Below are 23,768 nucleotides of genomic sequence, written 5' to 3' on the forward strand. Positions count from 1 at the left end.
GCTGGCCGCAACTCCGAGGCGGGGAGACCTTGAGATGCGGTTCGGGCACGGCGTACGAGCTGCCGCCGTCGTGGCGGTGCTGGTGTGGGCCGTCGGCTGCTCGGACGGCGGCGACGGAGCGAGTGGAGCGTCGTCCTCGCCCGCCGTGTCGACCCCGGCCGCGACCGGAACCGGGACGGGAACGGGAACAAGTACCGGAACGGGAACCGGGACCGGAACGCCGTCGAGCGGTCCGCCCGAGTCGCCGTACACCGACAGCGACACCGTGCTGATGGCCGAGGGCGACTGCTACGGATCGGTGACGGGCAGCGCGCCGGGTCGTGTCGAGGAGGTGGCCTGCGACGACCCCGACGCCATGGGCAAGGTCCTCAAGCGCGCCGAGGAGAGGACCACCCAGAACACCTACATCGACTGTCCCGGCCCCACGGACGACGTGCTCGGCATCAGCGACGCCGGCGGACCGGAACTCGCGGGCCCACGTGACTACGCCCAGTACGTGAACGGCGTGGGCTACGCCTGCGTCCGCAACCTCAGGGCCCCGCACCCCGGCGACCCGGGCGGAGGCGGCATGGAGATCCGCGTCGGCGACTGCCTGTGGACCTCGGGCCCGGCCGACCAGTACGAGGAAGTCCCCTGCGAGGGGGAGACGTTGCCCGACGTCAGGATCGTCGGCCAACCCGACCTGGACGGCAACTGCCCGCGCGAGGACGACATTCAGCTGACGGAGGACTCCATCCTGGACGTCGCCGGCCTCGGCGGCCCGACCTACTGCGCGAGGCGTCCCACAAACCCGTGAGCGGGTGAGCCCGCCCCCGCTGAAGCCCCGCCTCCGCTATAGCCCCGCCCCGCTGAAGCCCGGTCTCCGCTGAAGCCCTGCCCCCCTAAAGCCCCGCGATCGCGTTCCACCGCTTCGCGAACTCCGTGCGTTCCGTGGACTCGATGTCGCGGGCGATCGCGAGGCGCTTGCGCATGGTGGAGTCGGGGAAGATCAGCGGGTCCTCGGCGAGGGCGGCGGTGTCCTCGTCCTTGGAGGAGGCGAGGACGTCCTGGGCGGCGGGGACGGGGCAGACGTAGTTGACCCAGGCGGCCAGTTCCGCGGCGACCTCGGGCTGGTAGTAGTAGTCGACGAGCTCCTCCGCGTTGGCCTTGTGGCGGGCCAGGTTGGGGATCATCAGGGACTCGGCCCACAGTTCGGCGCCCTCCTCGGGGACGACGAAGCGGATGTCCGGGTCGTCGGCCTGGAGTTGGATGACGTCACCGGAGTACGCCTGACACGCCAGGACGTCGCCGCTGGAGAGGTCCTTGATGTAGTCGTTGCCGGTGAAGCGCCGGATCTGGCCGCTGTGCACGTACTTCTCGACCTGATCGCAGACCCGGTGGAAGTCGTCCGCCGTCCACTTGGTGATGTCGACGCCGTTGCCCTGCATCAGCAGCGCGAAGGCCTCGTCCAGGCCGGACAGGAGGGTGACCCGGCCCTTGAGGTCGTCCGCCCACAGATCGGAGACGTGCCTGATCTCGCGGCCGACCTTGCGGCGGTTGTACGCGATGCCGGTGATCCCCGACTGCCACGGCACCGTGGATTTGCGACCGGGGTCGAAGGCAGGCGAACTCAGCAGCGGGTCAAGGTACTTGGTGACGTTCGGCTGCCTGGACCGGTCCATCTCCTGGACCCAGCCGAGGCGGACGAAGCGCGCGCACATCCAGTCGCTGATGACGATGAGGTCGCGGCCGGTCTGCTGGTGGTTCATCAGGGACGGGCTGATCTTGCCGAAGAACTCGTCGTTGTCGTTGATCTCCTCGACGTAGTCGACCGAGATCCCGGTGCTCTTCTCGAAGGCGTCCAGCGTCGGCCGCTTCGTCGAGTCCTCGTCGTCCGTGTCGATGTAGAGCGGCCAGTTCGCCCACGTCAGCCGTCTGTCACGGCCGGACAGGTCGGCGCCGGCCCGGTCGCCCGGCGCCACGTACGCGGCGGGCACCCCGCACCCCGCCAGGGCGCCGAGCGCCGCGCCGCCGCCCACGGCGCGCAGCAGGGACCGGCGGGACAGCGAGGCGGCGCGGTTCGTGGCCGGAGAGGGCGAGGTCCTGCGAATCACTGGCACCCGGGCAGCATGCCGCGACCGTCCCGACCGGAACAATGGACGCTGCGTCGAGCGCTCGGGCACCGACCCGACACCCTGTCGATCAGTTCGTACGCAACCGGCGCCGGGCGGCACCCGAAAGACCCCGCCCGCTGAAGAGCACCCCACCGGAAACCCCGACCCGCCCGGACACCCCACCCCGGCCACCCCGGACACGCCACCACGGCCACCCCAGCCGCCCCCGGCCACCCTCCCGAGAAGCCGCCTCACTCACCCACGCCGCCAGGCCCTCCAGACCATCGCGCGGGAAAAACCGCGCGGCCCCGGACGGATCAACTCCCGTCCGGGGCCGCGCTCTCGACGTACGGCACCTCAGAGCAACCATGAGGCGCCCCGCCAGGCTACGCGTCCAGCGACGTCATCACGTGCTTGATCCGCGTGTAGTCGTCGAACCCGTACGCCGAAAGGTCCTTGCCGTAGCCGGACTTCTTGAAGCCGCCGTGCGGCATCTCGGCGACCAGCGGGATGTGGGTGTTGATCCACACGCAGCCGAAGTCGAGGGACTTCGACATGCGCATCGCCCGCCCGTGGTCCTTCGTCCACACCGAGGAGGCGAGGGCGAACTCGACGCCGTTCGCCCACTCGATCGCCTGCGCCTCGTCCGTGAAGGACTGGACGGTGATGACCGGGCCGAAGACCTCGTTCTGGATGATCTCGTCGTCCTGCTTCAGGCCCGACACGACGGTCGGCGCGTAGAAGTAGCCCGTCTCGCCGACCCGGTGGCCGCCCGTCTCGACCTTCGCGTGGGCGGGGAGGCGCTCGATGAACCCGGAGACCTGCTTGAGCTGGTTCGGGTTGTTCAGCGGGCCGTACAGCACGTCCTCGTCGTCCGGCTGCCCGGTCTTCGTCTCCGCGGCGGCCTTGGCGAGCGCGGCCACGAACTCGTCGTGGATGCCCTCCTGGACCAGCACACGGGTCGCGGCCGTACAGTCCTGGCCGGCGTTGAAGAAGCCCGCCACCGAGATGTCCTCGACGGCCTTGGCGATGGCCGCACTGTCGAGGTCCCCGAAGACCACGACCGGAGCCTTGCCGCCCAGCTCCAGGTGGACCCGCTTGACGTCCTTGGACGCCGACTCGGCGACCGAGATGCCCGCGCGCACCGAACCGGTGATGGAGGCCATCGCCGGGGTCGGGTGCTCGACCATCGCGCGGCCGGTGTCGCGGTCCCCGCAGATGACGTTGAAGACGCCCTTGGGGACGATGGAGCCGATGATCTCGGCGATCAGGACGGTGGAGGCGGGCGTGGTGTCCGACGGCTTCAGGACGACGGTGTTGCCGGCCGCGAGCGCGGGGGCGAACTTCCACACCGCCATCATCATCGGATAGTTCCACGGCGCGACCTGCGCGCAGACCCCGATGGGCTCGCGGCGCACGATGGAGGTCAGACCCTCCATGTACTCGCCGGCGCTGCGTCCCTCCAGCATCCGGGCGGCGCCCGCGAAGAAGCGGATCTGGTCGACCATCGGCGGGATTTCCTCGGAGCGGGTGAGCCCGATCGGCTTGCCGGTGTTCTCCACCTCGGCCGCGATCAGCTCCTCGGCCCGCTCCTCGAACGCGTCCGCGATCTTCAGGAGCGCGCGCTGCCGCTCGGCGGGCGTCTGGTCGCGCCAGGCCGGGAAGGCCGCGGCGGCGGCGGCCATCGCGGCGTCCACGTCCGCCCCGCCGGACAGCGGCGCCGTCGCGTACGCCGCACCGGTCGCGGGGTTGACGACCTCGGTGGTCCGCCCGTCGGCGGCATCCCGGAACTCACCATCGATGTAGTTGCGCAGACGACGCAGCTCGGTGCTCACTGCCGGCCCTCCAGGTTGGGTGTCCGTTGACCTCAGGTGTCCATACGCTGAGACACCCACCCTAATCCGTGCACCCACGTTTTCAACACCCCCGATCGCCCCAGAACTGCGAAATCCGCAAGACTCGCACCCGTAAACAACGAATTTCATCGCCGCGACCTTGCGGATCCGTCGAACCGTCGGGCACAGTGAAAGCGTGGCCAGTCGAAGCGCAGACCCCAGGGACTCCCGCGAGTCCAGGACCGGGACCAGGACCGAGTCCAGGACCGAGTCCAGGAACGGCAGTCCTTCGTTGGACACCGTCTCCCTCGCCATCATCGAGCAGCTCCAGCAGGACGGACGGCGCCCGTACGCCGCGATCGGCAAGGCCGTCGGCCTCTCCGAGGCGGCCGTGCGCCAGCGCGTCCAGAAGCTGCTCGACCAGGGCGTGATGCAGATCGTGGCCGTCACGGACCCGCTCACCGTGGGCTTCCGCCGGCAGGCGATGGTCGGCATCAACGTGGAGGGTGATCTGGAACCTGTCGCGGACGCCCTGACCGCGATGGCGGAAGTCGAGTACGTGGTGATGACCGCGGGCTCGTTCGACCTCCTCGTAGAAGTCGTCTGCGAGGACGACGACCACCTGCTGGACGTCATCAACAAACGCATCCGGGCGCTGTCCGGAGTGCGCTCCACCGAGAGCTTCGTCTACCTCAAGCTCAAGAAACAGACCTACATGTGGGGAACCCGATAGCCGTGAGCACCAAGGACCTCAGCAAGACCGCGTACGACCACCTGTGGATGCACTTTACCCGCATGTCCTCGTACGAGAACGCGCCCGTTCCCACCATCGTGCGTGGTGAGGGCACCTACATCTACGACGACAAGGGCAAGCGCTACCTCGACGGTCTCGCGGGCCTGTTCGTGGTCCAGGCGGGCCACGGCCGCACGGAACTCGCGGAGACGGCGTTCAAGCAGGCGCAGCAGCTGGCCTTCTTCCCGATCTGGTCCTACGCCCACCCCAAGGCCGTCGAGCTCGCGGAACGCCTCGCGCACTACGCGCCGGGCGACCTGAACAAGGTGTTCTTCTCCACCGGCGGCGGCGAGGCCGTGGAGACCGCGTGGAAGCTGGCGAAGCAGTACCACAAGCTCACCGGCAACCACACGAAGTACAAGGTCATCTCGCGCGCGGTCGCTTACCACGGCACCCCGCAGGGCGCCCTGTCCATCACCGGCCTGCCGGCCCTCAAGGCACCCTTCGAGCCGCTGGTTCCCGGCGCGCACAAGGTCCCGAACACCAACATCTACCGCGCCTCGATCCACGGCGACGACCCGGTGGCGTTCGGCCGCTGGGCCGCCGACCAGATCGAGCAGGAGATCCTCTTCGAGGGCCCGGAGACCGTCGCCGCGGTCTTCCTGGAGCCGGTGCAGAACGCGGGCGGCTGCTTCCCGCCGCCCCCCGGCTACTTCCAGCGCGTGCGCGAGATCTGCGACAAGTACAACGTGCTGCTCGTCTCGGACGAGGTCATCTGCGCCTTCGGCCGGCTCGGCACGATGTTCGCCTGCGACAAGTTCGACTACGTCCCGGACATCATCACCTGCGCCAAGGGCATGACCTCGGGCTACTCCCCGATCGGCGCCACCATCGTCTCGGACCGCGTCGCCGAGCCGTTCTACAAGGGTGACAACACCTTCCTGCACGGCTACACCTTCGGCGGCCACCCGGTCTCCGCGGCCGTGGCACTCGCCAACCTCGACATCTTCGAGCGCGAGAACCTCAACCAGCACGTGCTGGACAACGAGGCGAACTTCCTCCAGACCCTCCAGAAGCTGCACGACCTGCCGATCGTCGGCGACGTCCGCGGCAACGGCTTCTTCTACGGCATCGAGCTGGTGAAGGACAAGGCCACCAAGGAGACCTTCACGGACGAGGAATCGGAGCGCGTGCTCTACGGCTTCGTCTCCAAGAAGCTCTTCGAGTACGGCCTCTACTGCCGCGCCGACGACCGCGGTGACCCGGTCATCCAGCTGTCCCCGCCGCTGATCTCCGACCAGTCGACCTTCGACGAGATCGAGGGGATCGTCCGTCAGGTGCTGACGGAGGCGTGGGCGAAGCTCTGACCCCGGGCTCGGGACTCCGGGCTCGGGACTCCGGGCTCGGAACTCCGGTCGGTCGGAGCGCTCCGACCCACCGGCGCGCTCCGATGAGCTGAACCTGTGATCAACACCGGCCCCGGTGCCGCCCGTTCGAGTGAGAATGGGCCGCCCGGGGCCGCGTGCTGTCCGGCCTCCCGTCCCCGGTTCCCTAGCGTGCCCAGTGACCGATCGGCCCTGTCTTCGTTCCCCCGACCGGGGGACCAGGACTAGGCAAATCAGATCTGAACCGAGGTGTACGCGATGGTGGCCCCGCCTGACAACGACGTGCTCTGGGCACGCGCCCTGCACGTCAAGCACGACGGCTCGCCCGCGCTCAGCGGTGTCTCGCTCGGCGTCCGGGAGGGCGAGATCCTCGCCGTCGGCGGCCCGCGCGGCAGCGGCAAGACGACCCTGCTGCGGTGCCTGTCGGGCCAGCTGCCGACGGGCCAGGGCGAGGTCTGGTTCAACAGCACGCCCGTGCACACCATGGGTCAGCTCGCCCGCGAACGGCTGCGCCGCAACCATTTCGGCTGGATCGACCCGGTCCCGGTCCTCGTCCCGGAGCTGAACGCCTGGGAGAACGCCGCGCTGCCCCTGATGCTGCGCGGCTGCGGACGCCGGGCCGCCAAGACCGCTGCCCTGGAGTGGCTGGAGCGCCTCGACATCGGCGGCTGCGCCCGCAAGCGCCCGCACGCCCTTCTCCAGGCCGAGCGCCAGCGCGTCGCCGTCGCCCGCGCGCTCGTCCCCGCGCCCACCGTGCTCTTCGCCGACGAGCCGACCGCCTCGCTGCACCGTGCCGACCGCGCCCATGTGCTGCGTACGCTCACCACGGCGGCCCGTTCGCACGGCATCACCGTCATCCTCGCCACGCACGACGCGGAGACCGCGGCGCTCGCCGACCGCACGGTCTCGCTCCTGGACGGGCGGCGCGTGAACACCGTCCACCTGCCCCCGGTCACCGAGACGGAAGGCCGGCCCGCGTGCTCGCTCTCCGTCTAGCCCGCGGGGCCCACCCCCTCGTCCAGCTGCGCCGGTTCCTGGTCACCGCCGCGTCGGCGGGCACCGGCTTCCTGCTGCTGTGCACGCTGGGGTACGCGATGGCGCACCCGGACGCCTCGACGGCCTCGGTGCTCCGCCTGACCTGGTGCGTGGCTCCGCTGGCCGCCACGGTGTACTTCGCGGTCGCGGTCGCCCGCGCCGACCCGGCCACCCGCCCGCGCCCCGGCCTCTCGGCGATCGGCCTGGGCCCCGGCCGCCTGATGGCCGTCTCGGCGGTCACCACCTCCCTGTCCACCGTCCTGGGTTCGATGCTCGCCCTGCTCTTCTTCCTGCACCTGCGTGGAGACCTGACGGGCATGCCCTTCGACGGGGCGGCGGCGGAGTTCCTCGCCGCGGACCGGCCCCTCCCGCTGCCCGCCGCGCTGACCCTGCTCGCGCTGGTGCCGATCTCGGCCTCGGCGGCGAGCGCGGTGGTCCTGCGTCCGCGGACCACGTCGGTGCGCTTCGGGAGCGCTTGGCCGGCCGCGCGCGCGGCGACGACCGCGGTGAGCGTCGCTCCGGCGCGCGCCGAGGGGGACGCGCCCCGGCACACGCGGCGCGCGCACGCCGCGAAGGAGACACGGGCGTACGACCGGCCCGCCCCCGCCGGGAACGCCACCGCCTACGACCTCGCCGACCTCTCCGACCCCTCCGCGGACGACACCGCGGGATACGAACGTTCCGACGGCCACCCGGCGCCCGACGACGGCGACGGCCCCCCGGACTCGGCGCGGCTCCGCCAGCTCCCCGAGCTGCCGCCGCCCACCCAGAGCGCCCCTGGCGGCCTCCCCTGGGGCGCCGCCGTACTCGCCGCGGGCCTCGCCGTGGAGACGTACGCGAGCCGTTCGGGCTCGGCTCCCGGGCTCGCTCTGCCGGGCGGATTCGCGGGCGGTCCCGCGGGAGTGCTGATCGGCTGGGCGCTGACCGCCGTGGGCCTCGCGCTGGCCGGGCCGGCGATCACGTACGCCTGCGGGCGGCTGCTCCAGGCGGTGCGGCCGGGCGCGCTGCGACTGCTCGCCGGGCGGGTCCTCCAGGCGGAGGCCCGGCGGATCGGGCAGCCGCTCGGCGTGGTGTGCGCGGTCGCGTCGGGCGGCTACGCGGTGGCGACGCTCTACACCGGCACGCGCCCCGACTTCGGTCCGCTGACCACCCTCGGCGGCCTGGTGGTCGCGGGGTGCACCGTCCTGACCCTGGCGACGGCGGCCCTGGAGGCCAGGCAGGCGCGCGCGGACACCACCGCCGCGCTGCTGCGGCTGGGCGCGCCCGTGACGATGCTGCGGAGCGCCGCCGCCCTGCGCGTCGGCGCCCTGCTCGCGGTGTTCGGCCCGCTGACCTGGGCGGTCGCCGAACTCGCCGCGCTTCCGCTGGTCCGCTGACCGCCCGGGGGAGAAAAGTCCGCGCCGAGCGATGAGTTCCGCGCGGACCCCGGGTCTATCCCTGCGAACGGCACCACAGAGCGCCGTACCGGACCGACTGGGAGACCTGGACATGTACCAGCAGATGATCTTCGTGAACCTCGCCGTCACCGACGTCGACACCTCCAGGAAGTTCTTCACCGAACTCGGGTACACGATCAACCCGCAGTTCTCGACGGACGACTGCGCCTGCGTGGTGATCAGCGACACGATCGTCGCGATGATGCTGAGCAAGCAGCGCTACTCCGACTTCACGAAGAAGGAGATCGCGGACGCCACCAAGACCAGCGAGGTGCTGCTGTGTCTGAGCGCGGAGAGCCGCGAGAAGGTCGACGAACTCGTCGACAACGCCATCGCGGCGGGCGGTTCGGCCACCGGCGAGACCCAGGACCACGGTTTCATGTACGGCCGCGCCTTCGACGACCCGGACGGCCACACCTGGGAGATCATGTGGATGGACCCGGCGGCGGTCCAGGGCTGATCCCGCGCACCCGGCCGCCCAGGGCCGCCCCACTCGTACCAACGACGACCGCCCAGGGCCGCCGCCCAACCGTACGACGGCGGCGGCCCAGGGCAACCCGAAGTCCCCCATCGGGGGCCTCTGTTCACGGGACGCCTGCGAACCCCGCCGCCCGTGTGCCTAGCATGGCCGCGTGCAGCCGACCTCTCTCCATGCTTCCCACGACCGTGAGATCGAGTCTCTCGCCGAGTTCGACGAGATCGTCTCGACCCACGGTTCACTCGCCCGGTTCCGTGTCCAGGCCGTCGATCTGACGGGCCGTACGGCGGACCTGCTGGCCGTCGACACCACGGGCGCCGTCTTCCTCGGGTGCCCGATGGACCCCGGCGCGGCGGCGACGATACGCGGCACGGGCGCGCTGGTCTTCCCGCCCGTCCCCGGCCTGCCCTTCGACCCGTACCGCGGCCTGCTCTACTCCCCCGCCGAACTCTTCGCCGGCCTGGACGCGGGTTACGAGACGACGCCGGACGCGGGCGCCTACGCCTGGTTCCAGCGGACCAAGGCGGACGGCGACATATTCGCGTCGATGCTGCGCGCGGTCCACGACGACTCGGTCTCCGACGCGCTCGACGAACTCCTCGTCGGCGCACGGGTGGTGGGCGTGATGGGCGGCCACGCGATGGCGCGCGGCACACTCGCGTACGAGGGGGCGGCGCGCCTGGGCCGCGAGCTGGCGCGCGCCGGTCTCACGGTCGCCACCGGTGGCGGCCCCGGCGCGATGGAGGCGGCGAACCTGGGCGCCTACGCGGCCCCCTTCGACGACGGGATGCTCGCCGGGGCGCTCGAACTCCTCGCGCGGACACCGTCGTTCGTGCCCTCGGTGACCGACTGGGCGCGCGCCGCCTTCGCCGTACGCGAGCGCTGGCCGGCGGGAGGCGCCTCGGTCGGTATCCCCACCTGGTTCTACGGCCACGAGCCGCCGAACGCCTTCGCCGCGCACATCGCCAAGTACTTCGCCAACGCGACCCGCGAGGACGGCCTGCTGGCCCGCTGCAACGCTGGGGTCGTCTTCCTGCCGGGCGCCGCCGGGACCGTACAGGAGATCTTCGACAACGCGACGCCGAACTACTACGAGTCCCGTGGCGAGCCGACGCCCATGGTCCTCGTGAACGAGGCCCACTGGACCGAGAAGCACCCCACTTGGCCGCTCCTCCGGTCGCTGGCGAGGGAGCGCGCGATGGAGTCCAGAATCGCCCTCGTTGACCGTATCGAGGATGCTCCGGCGGCGCTCAAACGTCTCGGCGGTTAACGACAAGGTAAAGGCAACGCCTTGGCAGGGCATATGCATTGACAGCCCTTAGGTGGCGCTTATAAACCAGTGAGGCTACTGGGGGCGCCGTTGTGGCAGCAGAGCAGCAGAACGCCCCTATCACCCCCCGCAGTTGCGCATCCCGTGAAGGGCAATCGTGTCCATATCTCGCCGTACCGCACGTTCTGTGCGAATCCTGGGTGTTGCTTCCGCGACCGCCGCGCTCGCGCTCGGCGTCGCCGGCAACGCAATGGCCTGCAACATCCGTGACTTCGCCGCTGTCGCCGCCTGCGACGACAACGGCAAGGGCATCATCACCGTCACCGACACGGACGCCTCGGGCGTGAAGGCCACCGTCTCGGTCTACCTCGAGTCGAACGGCGCTGACGCGCGGCTCGTCGGCGAGGAGACGGTGGTCGGCACCCGCGAGGGCGCCAAGGTCACGTTCTCGGAGGCCTGGACTCCCAAGGCCGAGTACCGCATCCACATCAAGGCCGAGAACAACGCGGTCGACGAGGACATCTCCCCGAACCTGATCACGCCGGACGTGGCGTGCAAGTCCTCGGAGACCACTCCGCCCGCATCGACGCCTCCGGCTTCGGAGACGCCTTCCCCGTCCGAAACGCCTTCGGACTCGGCGACCCCGTCGCCCTCCGAGAGCACCACCGCCCCCGCGTCGACGGGCAGCAACGCCCCGTCCCCCGCGGCCGGTGAGTCCAACCTCGCCGAGACCGGCGCGAACTCGAACACTCCGATGATCGCCGGCATCGCCGGTGCGTTCGTCCTGGTCGGTGGCGGAGCGGTGTTCTTCGGTATGCGCCGCCGTGGCGCAGCGAAGGCCTGATCCTCACACCGTACGAACGTGTGGCCCGCCCCCTCACCGAGGGGGCGGGCCACACGCCTGTACGCCCCCCGCGGCCACCCGCGCCTCCTGCCCGACTCAGCCGAGGACGGTGATCTCGGCCGAGTCGAACGCGACCCCCACCCGCTCGCCGGGCTCAGGCGCCTCCCTCAGCGTGCACGCCGCTTCGAGCCGGGGCGCGTTCTCCGGTTGCAGCTGTACGGCGACGTGGGTGCCCCGGAAGGTGCGTGCGGCCACGGTGCAGCGCAGCCCCTCGGCCGCGTCCACCAGCCGTACGCCCGCGGGCCGCACGAGCAGGGTGCCCGGCCCCTGCCGGGTGTCCTCCGGCACCGGGACCTTCCCCCACGGAGTGTCCGCGGCCTCGCCGCTCACCGTCGCCTCGACCACGTTGTCGAAGCCGAGGAAGCGGGCCACGAACTCGTCAGCGGGGTGCTGCCAGACCTCAAGTGGTGTACCCGACTGGGCGATCCGTCCGTCGCGCATGACCACGACCCGGTCGGCCAGCGCGAAGGCCTCGCCCTGGTCGTGCGTGACGGCGAGCACGGTCGTGCCCAACTCGCCGAAGAGCTCACGTAGTTCCACGACAAGGCGTTCACGCAGCGAGCGGTCGAGCTGGCCGAGCGGTTCGTCGAGCATCAGCAGCCGGGGTCGCGGAGCGAGCGCGCGGGCCAGCGCGACCCGCTGCTGCTCGCCGCCCGACAGCGCGGCGACGGCCCTGCGTTCGGCGCCCGGCAACCCGACGAGCTCCAGCAACTCCCCTACTCGCCTCGCCTGTTCACCCTTGCCCGCCCCGTGCATCCGGAGCCCGAAGGCGACGTTGCCGCCCACGTCCCGCTGCGGGAAGAGCTGGTGGTCCTGGAACATCAGGCCGACGCCCCGCCGGTGCGCGGGCACGCCCGCCTGGTCACGGCCGTCGAGAAGCACCCGGCCCGCGTCGAGCGACTGGAGACCGGCCACCGCCCTCAGCAGCGTCGACTTGCCGCTGCCGCTCGGCCCCAGCACGCACACGATCTCGTGCTCGGCGACGGCGAGGCCGACCTCGTCGAGCACCGCCCGCCCGCCGAAACGCACGGTCGCGGTCTCAAGGCTCAGCAGCATCTAGAACTCCCCGGTCCTGTCGGTCCGTACCCGCTCCAACAGCAGCAGCGCCACCGCGCACACCACCATCAAGATCGTCGAAAGGGCCATCGCCTGGCCGTAGTTGAGGTCACCGGCGCGCCCGAGCAGCCGGGCCACGGCGACCGGCAGTGTCGGGTTGTCGGGCCGCGCGATGAAGACGGTCGCCCCGAACTCACCCAGCGACACCGCGAAGGCGAACCCGGCCGCGACCAGCAGAGCCCGCCGCACCATCGGCAGATCGACCTCGCGCCACACCCGCCACGGCGACGCCCCGAGCACCGCCGCCGCCTCCCGCAGCCGCCCGTCCACCGCCCGCAGCACGGGCAGCATCGTCCGTACGACGAAGGGGACACCCACGAGCGCCTGCGCGAGCGGCACCAGGACCCAGCTGCTTCTGAGGTTCAGCGGCGGCTCGTCGAGGGCGATCAGGAACCCGAACCCGACGGTCACCGCCGACACCCCGAGCGGCAGCATCAGCAGCGCGTCGAAGCCCCGTACGAGACGCCCCGCCCGCCTGGTGAGAGCGGCTGCCGCCAGACCCCCGATGAGCACGGCGATGGCGGTGGCGGCGAGCGCGTACTCCAGGGAGTTGCCGATCGCCTCGATCGGCGCGACGAGGAAGATGCCGCTGTCGTCGGAGGCCAGCGCCCGGTAGTACCCGAAGTCGGGCGCGTCCAGGGACCGTTGGACCAGCACGCCGAGCGGCAGCACCAGCAGGACCGCGATGGTCGCCAGGACCCCGGCCAGCAGCGCCCACTGCCCGGCCCCGCGCGGCCTGCGTGCGGTCGTCTCCGGGGACACCAGGCGCAGGGCGGTCTCCCGCCGCCGTACGGTCCAGGCGTGCACGGCGAGGACCGCGCCCACGGCCACGAACTGGATGATCGTCAGCACCGCGGCCGTGGAGAGGTCGAAGATCTCCGAGGTCTGCCGGTAGATCTCGACCTCCAGGGTCGAGAAGGCGGGACCGCCGAGGATCTGCACCACACCGAAGGAGGTGAAGGTGAAGAGGAAGACCATCAGCGCGGCGGCGGCCACGGCCGGGCCCAGGGCCGACAGCGTCACCTTCCGCCAGGCCGCGAACCGGGAGGCGCCGAGCATCCGGGCGGCCTCCTCCTGCCGCGGGTCGAGCTGCGACCAGAGCCCGCCCACCGTCCGGACGACGACCGCGTAGTTGAAGAAGACGTGCGCGAGCAGGATCGCCCAGACGGTGGTGTCGAGCCGTACGCCCCACAGCTCGTCCAGGAGTCCGCCCCGGCCGACCAGGGCGAGGAACGCCGTCCCGACCACGACGGTCGGCAGCACGAACGGCACGGTCACCACCGCGCGCAGGACCTGCTTGCCCCTGAAATCGAAGCGCGCGAAGACATACGCGCCGGGGAGCGCGATCAGCAGCGTGAGTGCGGTCGAGGCGAGCGCCTGCCAGGTGGTGAACCACAGCACGTGCCGGATGTCGGACTGCGCGAGCACGTCCCAGATCCGCCCGAGCCGCCAGACGCCGTCGACCTTGAGACCGCGGGCCACGATCGCCGCCACCGGGTAGGCGAAGAAGACGCCGAAGAACGCGACGGGCAGGGCCATGAGCCCGAGCCGCGCCGCGCCTCCCCGACGGGACCTCCCGCGTACCCGGGGCGTTACTTCAGTACGAGTGAGGTCCACGACTTGACCCACTGGTCACGGTTGTCGGCGATCCTGGCCGGGTCCAGGGTCTCGGGGTCCTTGGCCTGCGGACCGAACTCCGTGAACTCGGCGGGCACCGCGGCGCCCTCGACCACCGGGTACACGAACATGTTCAGCGGCATGTCCTCCTGGAACCTCTTGGTGACCAGGAAGTCGATGAACGCCCGACCGCCCTTGGTGTTCTTGGCGTTGCTCAGCAGCCCGGCGTACTCGACCTGGCGGAAGCAGGTGCCGGCCGCGACACCGGTCGGCGCGGTCGTCGGCCTGGGGTCGGCGTAGATGACCTCGGCGGGCGGCGAGGAGGCGTACGAGACGACGAGCGGCCGGTCCGCCTTGGCCTTCTTGCCTCCCGCGGACCCGGAGAACTCCTCGTTGTAGGCCTGCTCCCAGCCGTCGACGACCTTGACGCCGTTGGCCTTGAGCTTCGTCCAGTAGTCCTGCCAGCCGTCGTCGCCGTACTTCGCCGCGGTCCCGAGCAGGAAGCCGAGACCGGGCGAGGACGTCGAGGCGTTCTCAGTGACCAGCAGGTCCTTGTACGCGGGCTTGACGAGGTCGGCGAAGGAGGCCGGCGGAGCGAGCTTGTGCTCGGTGAAGTAGGCCTTGTCGTAGTTGACGCAGATGTCGCCGGAGTCGATGGGCGTGACCCGGTGCTCGTCCCCGCCGACCCGGTACTCCGGGAGGATCCGGTCCGCGCCCTTGGCCTCGTACGACTGGAAGAGCCCGTTGTCGAGCGCGCGGGACAGCAGGGTGTTGTCGACGCCGAAGAACACGTCGCCCTGCGGGTTGTCCTTGGTGAGGATCGCCTTGTTGACGGCCTGCCCGGCGTCGCCGTCCTTGAGGACCTTGACCGTGTAGCCGGACTCCTTCTCGAAGGCGCTCAGCACGTCCTTGGAGTACGTGAAGGAGTCATGGCTGACGACAGTCACGGTCTTGGAGTCACCACCACTGCCCGAACCGGAGTCGGAGGAGCCGCACGCGGAGAGCGTGACGAGCCCCAGACCGGCAAGGCCGACGGCCGTGATCGTCCTCTTCTTGCTCACTGAATTCCTCCTGGGATGACCAGGAAGAGACGCGGCCCTGCCCGGGAACCCCTGAGGGATCCCGGGCAGGGCGCAACAGCTTGAGTATTGACCGAACTTCCTACCCAGAATGACCTGGGCAAGGTTCTGAGGGTCTGCGGCCCACCGGTGACCCGGCTGCCGCACTCTCAGCGCTGTGGCGCTCCCCTGTCGGAATATGAAGATATGAGATTTGCGGATGTACGCAGCCAGGTTACCGCTCGGTGGCCGCGAGCTGACCGCACGCCCCGTCGATCTCCTGACCACGGGTGTCCCGAACGGTGACCGGAACCCCGTGGGCGGCGATCGCCTCGACGAACGCCTTCTCGTCCTCGGGCCGCGAGGCGGTCCACTTCGAACCCGGCGTGGGGTTCAGCGGGATGAGGTTGACGTGCACCGGCTTGCCCTTGAGCATCCGGCCGAGGCGGTCGCCACGCCATGCCTGGTCGTTGATGTCCCTGATCAGCGCGTACTCGATGGAGAGCCGGCGCCCCGACCTGTCCGCGTACTCCCAGCCGGCGTCCAGCACCTCCCGCACGTTCCACCGCGTGTTCACGGGTACGAGGGTGTCGCGCAGTTCGTCGTCGGGGGCGTGCAGGGAGATGGCGAGGCGGCACTTGAAGCCCTCGTCGGAGAACCGGTTGATCGCCGGGACCAGCCCGACGGTCGACACGGTGATGCCCCGCTGCGAGAGCCCGAGGCCGTCGGGCTCGGGGTCGGTCAGCGCGCGGATCGCCCCGACCACCCTCTTGTAGTTGGCGAGCGGCTCGCCCATGCCCATGAAGACGATGTTGCTGAGCCGCGCCGGACCACCCGGGATCTCGCCGTCCCTGAGCGCCCGCATCCCGTCCACGATCTGGTGGACGATCTCGCCGGTGGACAGGTTCCGGTCGAGCCCGGCCTGCCCGGTGGCGCAGAACGGGCAGTTCATCCCGCAGCCGGCCTGCGAGCTGATGCACATGGTCACCCGGTCCGGGTACCGCATCAGCACGGACTCGACGAGCGTCCCGTCGAAGAGCCGCCACAGGGTCTTGCGGGTGGTCTCCTGGTCGGTCGACAGATGCCGCACGACCGTCATCAGCTCAGGAAGCAGCGCCTCCTGGAGCTTCCCGCGCGAGGCGGCCGGGATGTCCGTCCACTGCTCGGGATCGTGCGCGAACCGCGCGAAGTAGTGCTGCGAGAGCTGCTTGGCACGAAACGGCTTCTCACCGACCGCGGCAACTGCCTCCTTACGCTCAGCAGGCGTGAGGTCGGCGAGATGCCGCGGCGGCTTCTGGGCTCCGCGCGGGGCGACGAATGTGAGTTCTCCGGGCTTAGGCATGGCCCTACAAGTGTCGCAGACATACGGACAGGGGCTCGCCGCCCTGTGGACGACGAGCCCCCGACCATCAAACCCGCAGGTCAGCCCGACCCGACGAAGAGCACCAACAGCAGCCAGACCACCGGCGCCGTGGGCAGCAGGGAGTCCAGCCGGTCCATGATCCCGCCGTGTCCCGGCAGCAGCGTGCCCATGTCCTTGATGCCGAGGTCCCGCTTGATCATGGACTCGCCGAGGTCCCCGAGCGTGGCGCTGGCCGCGACCGCGAGGCCCAGGAGCAGGCCCTGCCACCAGGTGCCGTCGTCGATCAGGAACTCCATGAGCAGCGCACCCGCCGCCATCGCGAAGGTGATCGCTCCGAACAGGCCCTCGCGGGTCTTGCCGGGGCTGATGCGCGGCGCCAGCTTGTGCTTGCCGAAGCGCCAGCCGATCGCGTACGCGCCGGTGTCGCTGACCACGGCGAGCAGCAGGAAGGTGAGCACCCGCCGCGAGCCGTCGTCGGCCGCGAGCATCAGCGCGACGAACGTGGCCAGGAAGGGGATGTAGAAGGCCGCGAACACTCCGGCCGTGACGTCCTTCAGGTAGCCCTCAGGGGGCTCCGTCATCCGCCAGACCAGGACGGCCAGCGCGGTGAGTGCCATCGCCACCCAGGCGCCCTCGGCACCCCGTACGTAACCGGAGACGACCATCGCCGCGCCGCCGATCGCCAGCGGCACGAGGGGCGCCTTGATGCCCTTGCGCTCCTCCAGCCGGGAGGTGAGCTCCCAGAGCCCCACCACCACGGCGACCGCTATCACGCCGATGAAGACGGCCTTGACGATGAGCAAGGACGCGACGATCACCACACCGAGCCCGACAGCCACCCCTATGGCCGCGCCCAGATCGCGTCCCGCAGTCTTCTTCTGCGGTGCGGGGGCGGGCTGTGGGGCGCTGGGCATGGGCTCCTGCGGCTTCTGCGACGGGCCCCCGTAGGGCGGCGCCGTCGCCGGTGAGTCGTCGCGGAACAGGGGACCACTCAGCCGAGCGGCCCCCCGGTCGTCATCCTGGTCTCCGCCATGTGCGGGTACGTCGGGCACGATGGGCATGGGGCGAGTGTGCTGCGCGTCATACGCATCGTATGCGGGACCCGCCGGGGCAGCCCCCTGGACAGGCCCCTGCTCGGGCGCCCCCCAGTACCCGGCTTGTGGCGGCGCCCCCCAGGAAGAGTCGTTCATCAGACCTCGAGCAGCTCCGCTTCCTTGTGCTTGAGGAGCTCGTCGACCTGGGCGGCGTACTTCGCCGTGGTGTCGTCGAGTTCCTTCTCCGCACGGCGGCCCTCGTCCTCGCCGACCTCGCCGTCCTTGACCAGCTTGTCGATGGTCTCCTTCGCCTTGCGGCGGACGGAGCGGATCGAGATCTTGGCGTCCTCACCCTTGGTCTTGGCGACCTTGATGAACTCCTTGCGGCGCTCCTGGGTGAGCTCCGGGAACACCACCCGGATGATGTTGCCGTCGTTGCTCGGGTTGACACCCAGGTCGGAGTCACGGATCGCCTGCTCGATGTTGCGCATCGCGCTCTTGTCGAACGGGGTCACCACCGCCATGCGCGGCTCGGGCACCGAGAAGGAGGCCAGCTGGTTGATCGGCGTCAGCGCGCCGTAGTAGTCGGCCACGATCTTGTTGAACATCGCCGGGTGCGCACGACCGGTGCGGATCGCGGCGAAGTCCTCCTTGGCGACCACGACGGCCTTCTCCATCTTCTCCTCGGCCTCGAGGAGGGTCTCTTCGATCACCACTTGCTCCTGCGTGTCTGAGTAGGCCCGGCAGCTGTTCCTCGTAGGGGCGGCAGCCGGCTGCGTCGCGTCTTGTTCCTGCACGGTTCCCGACCGGCAGGACATTGTCCATCCCCCGGTCAGGGTCCGTACCCGGTCGGGCTCGGCCCCGGTCGGGGCCGGTCCCGTCAGGCCCGGCTGCTGTGTTCACCCACAAGTGTGCCGATCTTCTCACCCTTGACGGCTCGCGCGATATTGCCCTCCGCCAGGAGCTCGAAGACCAGGATGGGCAGCTTGTTGTCCCGGCACAGCGTGATGGCGGTCATGTCGGCGACCTTGAGGTCGCGGGTGATGACCTCGCCGTAGCTGAGCGAGTCGAACTTGACGGCCTCGGGGTTGGTCTTCGGGTCGGAGTCGTACACACCGTCGACGCCGTTCTTGCCCATCAGCAGGGCCTCGGCGTCGATCTCCAGCGCGCGCTGGGCGGCGGTGGTGTCGGTGGAGAAGTACGGCATGCCCATACCGGCGCCGAAGATGACCACACGGCCCTTCTCCAGGTGCCGTACGGCACGCAGCGGGATGTACGGCTCGGCGACCTGCCCCATGGTGATGGCGGTCTGGACACGGCTGTCGATGCCTTCCTTCTCCAGGAAGTCCTGGAGGGCCAGGCAGTTCATGACCGTGCCGAGCATGCCCATGTAGTCGGAGCGTGCCCTGTCCATGCCGCGCTGCTGGAGTTCGGCGCCGCGGAAGAAGTTGCCGCCGCCGAGGACGACCGCGATCTGGGCGCCGCCGCGCACGACGGCCGCGATCTCGCGGGCGATCTTGTGCACCACGTCGGGGTCGACGCCCAGCCCGCCGCCACCGGCGAACGCCTCGCCGGAGAGCTTCAGCATGAAGCGTCCCGCGCCTTTGCCGTCTTCGGTCGTCTCGCCCTTGTCGGCCTGGGTGGTGGTCATGGGTGTCTCTCGCCTCTTTTACGTGTCACACAGACGAAGAAGGCCACTGCCGCCGGGGTGTTGTTCGCATCCCATGCTCGGCAATGGCCTCCTCGTCAGATCTGCTGTCGTCCGACACGCACGCGCACGTGCCCACGTACGCGGACGGCTGCTGTCGACCCTAGCGGGGTCGGGCGTCGATCGCGGTACGGACTCAGATGCCGACCTTGATGCGCACGAAGCGCTTCAGGGTGACACCGGCCTCGTCCAGAACCTTCTGGACGGACTTCTTGTTGTCGAGCGCGTACGGCTGACCGAGGAGCGTGGCTTCCTTGAAGAAGCCGTTGACGCGACCCTCGACGATCTTGGGGAGCGCGGCCTCCGGCTTGCCCTCGGCGCGCGTGGTCTCCTCGGCGACGCGACGCTCGGTCTCGACGACCTCGGCCGGAACGTCCTCACGGGAGAGGTACTTCGGCGCGAAGGCGGCGATGTGCTGCGCGACGCCCTTGGCGAGCTCGGCGTTCGGCTTGTCCAGCTCGACCAGGACACCGATCTGCGGGGGCAGGTCGGGCATGGTGCGGTGCATGTACGCGGCGACGTAGGCGCCGGCGAACTGGGCGAAGCGGTCCAGGACGATCTTCTCGCCCAGGTTGGCGTTGGCCTCGTCGACGAACGCCTGGACCGTCTTGCCGGCCTCGATCTCGGAGCCCAGCAGGGCGTCGAGGTCGGCCGGGGAGGTCTTGACGACGTGCTCGGCGATCTGGTTGGCGACGGCCTGGAACTTCTCGCCCTTGGCGACGAAGTCCGTCTCGCACTTCAGCTCGACCAGGACGCCGGAGGAGTTGTCGTCGGCGATGATGGAGACCACGGCGCCGTTCTCGGCGGAGCGGCCCTCGCGCTTGGCGACGCCCTTCTGACCCTTGATCCGCAGCGCCTCGACGGCCTTGTCGACGTTGCCGTCGGCCTCGTCCAGCGCCTTCTTGCAGTCCATCATGCCGGCGCCGGTGAGCTCACGGAGCTTCTTGACGTCGGCGGCGGTGTAGTTCGCCATGATTCCTGGAATCTCTCTCGAAGTCTGAAGATCTACGGGTCGAACGGCGGGGGCTTGGTGCGCCCCCGCCGTTCAGAACCCGAAGGGGTGAGGGGGTCAGGCCTTCTCGGCGTCCGCGGCGGGAGCCTCGTCGGCGACCGGGGCCTCGGCGGCGGGCGCCTCGGCGACAGGAGCGTCGGCCGGAGCCTCAGCAGCGGCCTCGGCCGGAGCCTCGGCCTCCTCGGCGTCGGCGACCTTCTCGGTCTCGGCGGAGGTCTGGACCTCAGCGGCCGGAGCCTCGGCGTCGTCGGCCTTCTTCTCGCCCTCGAGCAGGTCGCGCTCCCACGCGGCGAGCGGCTCGCCCGCGGCCTTCTCGCCCTTGTCACCGGTGTTGACGCCGGAACGGGAGATGAGGCCCTCGGCGACAGCGTCGGCGATCACGCGGGTGAGCAGGGTGACGGAGCGGATCGCGTCGTCGTTGCCCGGGATCTTGTAGTCGACCTCGTCGGGGTCGCAGTTGGTGTCGAGGATGGCGACGACCGGGATGTTCAGCTTCCGGGCCTCACCGACCGCGATGTGCTCCTTCTTGGTGTCCACGATCCAGACGGCGCTGGGCACCTTGGACATCTCGCGGATACCACCGAGGGTCTTCTCCAGCTTGGCCTTCTCGCGCGAGAGCACGAGAAGCTCCTTCTTGGTGAGACCCGACGCGGCGACGTCCTCGAAGTCGATCTGCTCAAGCTCCTTGAGGCGCTGCAGACGCTTGTAGACGGTGGAGAAGTTGGTGAGCATGCCGCCCAGCCAGCGCTGGTTGACGTAGGGCATGCCGACGCGGGTGGCCTGCTCGGCGATGGCCTCCTGCGCCTGCTTCTTCGTGCCGACGAACATGACCGTGCCGCCGTGGGCGACGGTCTCCTTGACGAACTCGTAGGCGCGGTCGATGTACGACAGCGACTGGAGCAGGTCGATGATGTAGATGCCGTTGCGCTCCGTGAAGATGAAGCGCTTCATCTTCGGGTTCCAACGACGGGTCTGGTGACCGAAGTGGACGCCGCTTTCCAGCAGCTCCCGCATCGTGACGACGGCCATGGCCGTTCTCCTTGGTGTTCTCGGTTGTACCGCGCGTGCCGGACGGCACCCGCGCCTGACGCCCGCGACGCGCCTTGCCACAAGGGACCGAGAGGCGCTGACAACGGCTTGTTCACGGCCTGCTGTCGGGGCGTGCGAAGTCGACCCGGTCGCCCGGATCGCCACCAGAAGTGTACGGGACCCGGGAGGCACCGGATGACGCCGCTGTCCACAACCGACCGGTGCTCCACAGCCCCCTGCCGCGACCGGCCCGATACGGAACGCTTCTCACATGCGAGCGAACCGATGTCCGCCTGTGTGGACGGCCCTGCTGCTGGCCCTGACGATGATCGTCCTGACCTCCCTGACCCCCTCCGCCCTGGCCCGGACGACCGGCCCCGAGCCACCGGTCCCGCCCCGGCCCGCGGACCCGCCGACGGCTGCCGATCCGACGGTCCCGCCCGTCGCCCGCACCTGGCCCGTGGGCTCACGCCCCTCGGTCCTGCGAGGCTGGGATCCCCCGGCGACGACCTACGGCCGCGGTCACCGGGGCGTCGATCTCGCGGCCGGCCCCGGCACCCCGGTCAGGGCCGTCGCACCGGGCCGGGTGTCCTTCGCCGGCCCGGTCGCGGGGCGCGGGGTGGTCTCGGTGGAACTGACGGGCACGGGTACGCCACCGCTGCGCACGACGTACGGTCCGGTGACGGCGTCGGTGAAGAAGGGCGCGGAGGTCGCGGCGGGCGAGGTACTGGGCACCGTCGAACAGGGTGCTTCCCCCTGCCCGACCTCATGTCTGCACTGGGGCCTGCTCAGAGGCAGGACCTACCTGGACCCGCTGTCCCTGCTACCGCCCTGGCTGCTGCGGAGAGGCCCGTCCCGCCTGCTGCCGGTGCCCGGGGCGCCGTCCTGACCGGCCGGGCTCCGCGCTCCCCTGCCCTCGGATCGCCGCCTGTCCTGACCAGGCGACTCCTCACCGACGAGGGCCCGAACCGCGGCCCGAAACAGGGCCTCAGCCCCGGACACCCCGAAGAGCCATGGCGACCGCGGCGTCGGTGATGGGGCTGGAGTCCTCGGCGGCCCCCAGCTCGATCCGCCGCACCGCGGCGTCCACCACACCCTGAAGAAGCATCGCCGCCAGCCGCGGCTCCGCGTGCCCCAGCTCCGCGAGCGCCTCGACGATCATCGCCACGAGACCGCCGTGAGCGGCCCGGATCTTCTCCCGGGCCCCGGCGTCTAGCTCGCTCGCCGAGATGGCCACGACGGCCCGGTGCCGCCGGTCCCCGACGAGGGCAAGCTGCTGGCGCACATACGCCTCGACCTTGGCCTCCGCCGTGTCCGACCGCTGCATCGCGTCGGACACCTCGGCCGCCCAGACCGGGAAGTCAACCTCGCACAGCTCCTCGACCACGGCCGCCCGCGACCGGAAGTACTCGTACACGGAAGACCGCGCGAGCCCCGTGCGCTCGGCGAGAGCGGGGAAGGTCAGCGCCTCCGTGCCGCCCTCGGACAGCAGGGACCGCGCCGCGTCCAGCAGGGCGGCTCGCTGCATCGACCGGTGCTCGGCCACGGAGGCCGCTCGAATCCTTGGCACGCCACCACTTTACGGACGGACCGCTCCGAACGGCACCCACTCCGATCACAGGCCGAGGTGAACCGGCGACAAACAGGGCGAAGACGGCGGCAAACCACGACCGGGCAGGAGCAGACACGGCAGAGACAGTGAAGACAGCAGACAAGGCACAGACGGCAGACGGCAGAGACGGCAGAGACGATTCAGCATCCTGCCCCCATGGGGGTCAGCGGCCGAAACTGGCCAGCTTCGCCCGCAGCTGAAGCACCGACTTCGTGTGGATCTGGCTCACCCGGCTCTCCGTCACTCCCAGCACATTGCCGATCTCGGCGAGCGTGAGCCCTTCGTAGTAGTACAGCGTCACCACGGTCTTCTCCCGGTCGGGCAGCGTGTTGATCGCCCGCGCCAGAAACCTCCGCAGCTCCCGGTCCTCCGCGACCTCCACCGGATTGTCGGCCGCGGTGTCCTCAAGGGTGTCCATCAGACTCAGCCGGTCACCGCCCTCGCCGCCGACGTGCAGCAACTCCTCCAGAGCCACCACGTTCGCCAGCGACAACTGGCTGAAGACCGCGTGGAGTTCCTCCACCCCGATCCCCATCTCGGAGGCCACCTCGCCCTCCGACGGGGTGCGCCGCAGCCTTGCCTCCAGCGTCGCGTAGGCCCGCTCCACATTGCGCGCCTTCTGTCGCACGGACCGCGGAATCCAGTCCAGCGCGCGCAGTTCGTCGATCATCGCGCCCCGGATCCGCGTGATCGCGTACGTCTCGAACTTGATCTCCCGCTCGATGTCGAACTTCTCGATCGCGTCGATCAGCCCGAACACCCCGGAGGAGACGAAGTCCGCCTGCTCGACATTGGCCGGCAGACCGACGCTGACCCGTCCGGCGACGTACTTCACCAACGGTGAGTAGTGCAGGATCAACTGCTCCCGCAGCCGCTCGTCGCCCGTCGACTTGTACGACCGCCACAGCTCGTCGAGCGTCGAGGGAGCGGGCGGGCGCACGCTGCGGCCGTCACGGGCGGCCGGGGGGACCGCCGCCCGGTCGGACCCGGAGGTGTGCTGGGGCATTCGTCGCCTTGTGCCGTTCTGCCGTGAACCGGGGATGCCTGGGT

The 23,768-nt window shown here is 70.1% G+C and carries 22 protein-coding genes and 1 riboswitch; of the genes, 9 read left to right on the forward strand and 13 right to left on the reverse strand.

Going from position 1 to position 23,768, the window contains the following annotated elements:
• The first annotated feature begins 34 nt into the window (after window positions 1–34).
• Window positions 35–796 (forward strand): hypothetical protein, encoded by a 762-nt coding sequence (locus ACIP79_RS25095; protein WP_401226821.1) that lies wholly within the window; start codon window positions 35–37, stop codon window positions 794–796.
• A gap of 85 nt (window positions 797–881) precedes the next feature.
• Here the strand turns inward: ACIP79_RS25095 and ACIP79_RS25100 are convergent, their stop codons facing one another.
• Window positions 882–2,090 carry a PotD/PotF family extracellular solute-binding protein gene (locus tag ACIP79_RS25100; RefSeq protein WP_401227030.1) on the reverse strand — a complete coding sequence of 403 codons (1,209 nt, stop codon included), beginning with the start codon at window positions 2,088–2,090 and terminating at the stop codon, window positions 882–884.
• Window positions 2,091–2,479: 389 nt separating this feature from the next.
• Window positions 2,480–3,928 carry a gamma-aminobutyraldehyde dehydrogenase gene (locus tag ACIP79_RS25105; RefSeq protein WP_401226822.1) on the reverse strand — a complete coding sequence of 483 codons (1,449 nt, stop codon included), beginning with the start codon at window positions 3,926–3,928 and terminating at the stop codon, window positions 2,480–2,482.
• Between the two features lie 196 nt (window positions 3,929–4,124).
• Between ACIP79_RS25105 and ACIP79_RS25110 the strand changes: the two genes are divergently transcribed.
• The 7 genes from ACIP79_RS25110 (at window position 4,125) to ACIP79_RS25140 (ending at window position 11,109) form a co-directional block, all read left to right on the forward strand.
• On the forward strand, window positions 4,125–4,661 hold the full coding sequence (locus ACIP79_RS25110) for an Lrp/AsnC family transcriptional regulator (RefSeq protein WP_401226824.1): 537 nt from the start codon (window positions 4,125–4,127) through the stop codon (window positions 4,659–4,661).
• On the forward strand, window positions 4,646–6,028 hold the full coding sequence (locus ACIP79_RS25115) for an aspartate aminotransferase family protein (RefSeq protein WP_383681711.1): 1,383 nt from the start codon (window positions 4,646–4,648) through the stop codon (window positions 6,026–6,028). The genes ACIP79_RS25110 and ACIP79_RS25115 overlap by 16 nt, the downstream gene beginning before the upstream one ends.
• Window positions 6,029–6,304: 276 nt before the next feature.
• On the forward strand, window positions 6,305–7,042 hold the full coding sequence (locus ACIP79_RS25120; protein ID WP_401226825.1) for an ABC transporter ATP-binding protein: 738 nt from the start codon (window positions 6,305–6,307) through the stop codon (window positions 7,040–7,042).
• Complete coding sequence (locus ACIP79_RS25125; RefSeq protein ID WP_401226827.1) at window positions 7,024–8,457, forward strand: hypothetical protein; 1,434 nt, start codon at window positions 7,024–7,026, stop codon at window positions 8,455–8,457. The genes ACIP79_RS25120 and ACIP79_RS25125 overlap by 19 nt, the downstream gene beginning before the upstream one ends.
• A 112-nt stretch (window positions 8,458–8,569) precedes the next feature.
• The gene (locus tag ACIP79_RS25130; protein WP_401226828.1) at window positions 8,570–8,977 is read left to right on the forward strand and encodes a VOC family protein; all 408 of its coding nucleotides are present in this window, start codon (window positions 8,570–8,572) and stop codon (window positions 8,975–8,977) included.
• Between the two features lie 172 nt (window positions 8,978–9,149).
• Entirely contained in the window at window positions 9,150–10,265 is a 1,116-nt protein-coding gene (locus ACIP79_RS25135) for an LOG family protein (RefSeq protein ID WP_401226830.1), read from the forward strand.
• A 187-nt stretch (window positions 10,266–10,452) separates the two neighbouring features.
• Window positions 10,453–11,109, forward strand: a complete 657-nt coding sequence (locus tag ACIP79_RS25140; RefSeq protein ID WP_401226832.1) for an LAETG motif-containing sortase-dependent surface protein — start codon at window positions 10,453–10,455, stop codon at window positions 11,107–11,109.
• Window positions 11,110–11,205: 96 nt separating this feature from the next.
• On the opposite strand, the gene ACIP79_RS25145 is transcribed toward ACIP79_RS25140, so the two are convergent.
• The 9 genes from ACIP79_RS25145 to rpsB form a co-directional block, all read right to left on the reverse strand.
• The gene (locus ACIP79_RS25145; RefSeq protein ID WP_401226833.1) at window positions 11,206–12,225 is read right to left on the reverse strand and encodes an ABC transporter ATP-binding protein; all 1,020 of its coding nucleotides are present in this window, start codon (window positions 12,223–12,225) and stop codon (window positions 11,206–11,208) included.
• Window positions 12,226–13,902 (reverse strand): ABC transporter permease, encoded by a 1,677-nt coding sequence (locus tag ACIP79_RS25150; protein WP_401226834.1) that lies wholly within the window; start codon window positions 13,900–13,902, stop codon window positions 12,226–12,228.
• The gene (locus tag ACIP79_RS25155; RefSeq protein WP_401226835.1) at window positions 13,878–14,963 is read right to left on the reverse strand and encodes a thiamine ABC transporter substrate binding subunit; all 1,086 of its coding nucleotides are present in this window, start codon (window positions 14,961–14,963) and stop codon (window positions 13,878–13,880) included. The genes ACIP79_RS25150 and ACIP79_RS25155 overlap by 25 nt, the downstream gene beginning before the upstream one ends.
• A 79-nt stretch (window positions 14,964–15,042) precedes the next feature.
• Window positions 15,043–15,161: riboswitch (TPP riboswitch) on the reverse strand.
• Window positions 15,162–15,195: 34 nt separating this feature from the next.
• Window positions 15,196–16,302 (reverse strand): 23S rRNA (adenine(2503)-C(2))-methyltransferase RlmN, encoded by a 1,107-nt coding sequence (gene rlmN, locus ACIP79_RS25160; protein ID WP_383681698.1) that lies wholly within the window; start codon window positions 16,300–16,302, stop codon window positions 15,196–15,198.
• An 80-nt stretch (window positions 16,303–16,382) separates the two neighbouring features.
• On the reverse strand, window positions 16,383–17,513 hold the full coding sequence (locus ACIP79_RS25165) for a phosphatidate cytidylyltransferase (RefSeq protein WP_401226838.1): 1,131 nt from the start codon (window positions 17,511–17,513) through the stop codon (window positions 16,383–16,385).
• Window positions 17,513–18,070: a ribosome recycling factor gene (gene frr / locus ACIP79_RS25170; protein ID WP_389624763.1), complete on the reverse strand. Its 558-nt coding sequence runs from the start codon at window positions 18,068–18,070 to the stop codon at window positions 17,513–17,515. Before frr ends, ACIP79_RS25165 begins: the two co-directional genes overlap by 1 nt.
• 167 nt (window positions 18,071–18,237) lie before the next feature.
• Window positions 18,238–19,008 (reverse strand): UMP kinase, encoded by a 771-nt coding sequence (pyrH, locus tag ACIP79_RS25175; protein WP_399212390.1) that lies wholly within the window; start codon window positions 19,006–19,008, stop codon window positions 18,238–18,240.
• Between the two features lie 193 nt (window positions 19,009–19,201).
• Entirely contained in the window at window positions 19,202–20,038 is an 837-nt protein-coding gene (tsf, locus tag ACIP79_RS25180) for a translation elongation factor Ts (RefSeq protein WP_383681690.1), read from the reverse strand.
• A 96-nt stretch (window positions 20,039–20,134) separates the two neighbouring features.
• On the reverse strand, window positions 20,135–21,106 hold the full coding sequence (gene rpsB / locus ACIP79_RS25185) for a 30S ribosomal protein S2 (protein ID WP_383681688.1): 972 nt from the start codon (window positions 21,104–21,106) through the stop codon (window positions 20,135–20,137).
• A gap of 271 nt (window positions 21,107–21,377) precedes the next feature.
• Between rpsB and ACIP79_RS25190 the strand changes: the two genes are divergently transcribed.
• Window positions 21,378–21,995 (forward strand): murein hydrolase activator EnvC family protein, encoded by a 618-nt coding sequence (locus ACIP79_RS25190; protein WP_401226840.1) that lies wholly within the window; start codon window positions 21,378–21,380, stop codon window positions 21,993–21,995.
• Window positions 21,996–22,094: 99 nt separating this feature from the next.
• On the opposite strand, the gene ACIP79_RS25195 is transcribed toward ACIP79_RS25190, so the two are convergent.
• Together ACIP79_RS25195 and whiG are read right to left on the reverse strand one after the other, a co-directional pair.
• Window positions 22,095–22,652, reverse strand: a complete 558-nt coding sequence (locus ACIP79_RS25195) for a TetR/AcrR family transcriptional regulator (protein WP_401227031.1) — start codon at window positions 22,650–22,652, stop codon at window positions 22,095–22,097.
• A gap of 229 nt (window positions 22,653–22,881) precedes the next feature.
• Window positions 22,882–23,724 (reverse strand): RNA polymerase sigma factor WhiG, encoded by an 843-nt coding sequence (gene whiG, locus ACIP79_RS25200; protein WP_401226841.1) that lies wholly within the window; start codon window positions 23,722–23,724, stop codon window positions 22,882–22,884.
• Between the last annotated feature and the right edge of the window lie 44 nt (window positions 23,725–23,768).

The organism is Streptomyces sp. NPDC088747 (assembly GCF_044751025.1).
GTDB lineage: Bacteria > Actinomycetota > Actinomycetes > Streptomycetales > Streptomycetaceae > Streptomyces.

Bases quoted from the DNA above. Each gene is read 5' to 3' on its own strand.
- ACIP79_RS25145 (WP_401226833.1), bottom strand. From the start codon at position 12,225: ATGCTGCTGAGCCTTGAGACCGCGACCGTGCGTTTCGGCGGGCGGGCG.
- pyrH (WP_399212390.1), bottom strand. From the start codon at position 19,008: ATGACCACCACCCAGGCCGACAAGGGCGAGACGACCGAAGACGGCAAA.
- tsf (WP_383681690.1), bottom strand. From the start codon at position 20,038: ATGGCGAACTACACCGCCGCCGACGTCAAGAAGCTCCGTGAGCTCACC.
- ACIP79_RS25190 (WP_401226840.1), top strand. From the start codon at position 21,378: ATGCGAGCGAACCGATGTCCGCCTGTGTGGACGGCCCTGCTGCTGGCC.
- ACIP79_RS25120 (WP_401226825.1), top strand. From the start codon at position 6,305: ATGGTGGCCCCGCCTGACAACGACGTGCTCTGGGCACGCGCCCTGCAC.
- ACIP79_RS25165 (WP_401226838.1), bottom strand. From the start codon at position 17,513: ATGAACGACTCTTCCTGGGGGGCGCCGCCACAAGCCGGGTACTGGGGG.
- rpsB (WP_383681688.1), bottom strand. From the start codon at position 21,106: ATGGCCGTCGTCACGATGCGGGAGCTGCTGGAAAGCGGCGTCCACTTC.
- ACIP79_RS25130 (WP_401226828.1), top strand. From the start codon at position 8,570: ATGTACCAGCAGATGATCTTCGTGAACCTCGCCGTCACCGACGTCGAC.
- ACIP79_RS25095 (WP_401226821.1), top strand. From the start codon at position 35: ATGCGGTTCGGGCACGGCGTACGAGCTGCCGCCGTCGTGGCGGTGCTG.
- whiG (WP_401226841.1), bottom strand. From the start codon at position 23,724: ATGCCCCAGCACACCTCCGGGTCCGACCGGGCGGCGGTCCCCCCGGCC.
- rlmN (WP_383681698.1), bottom strand. From the start codon at position 16,302: ATGCCTAAGCCCGGAGAACTCACATTCGTCGCCCCGCGCGGAGCCCAG.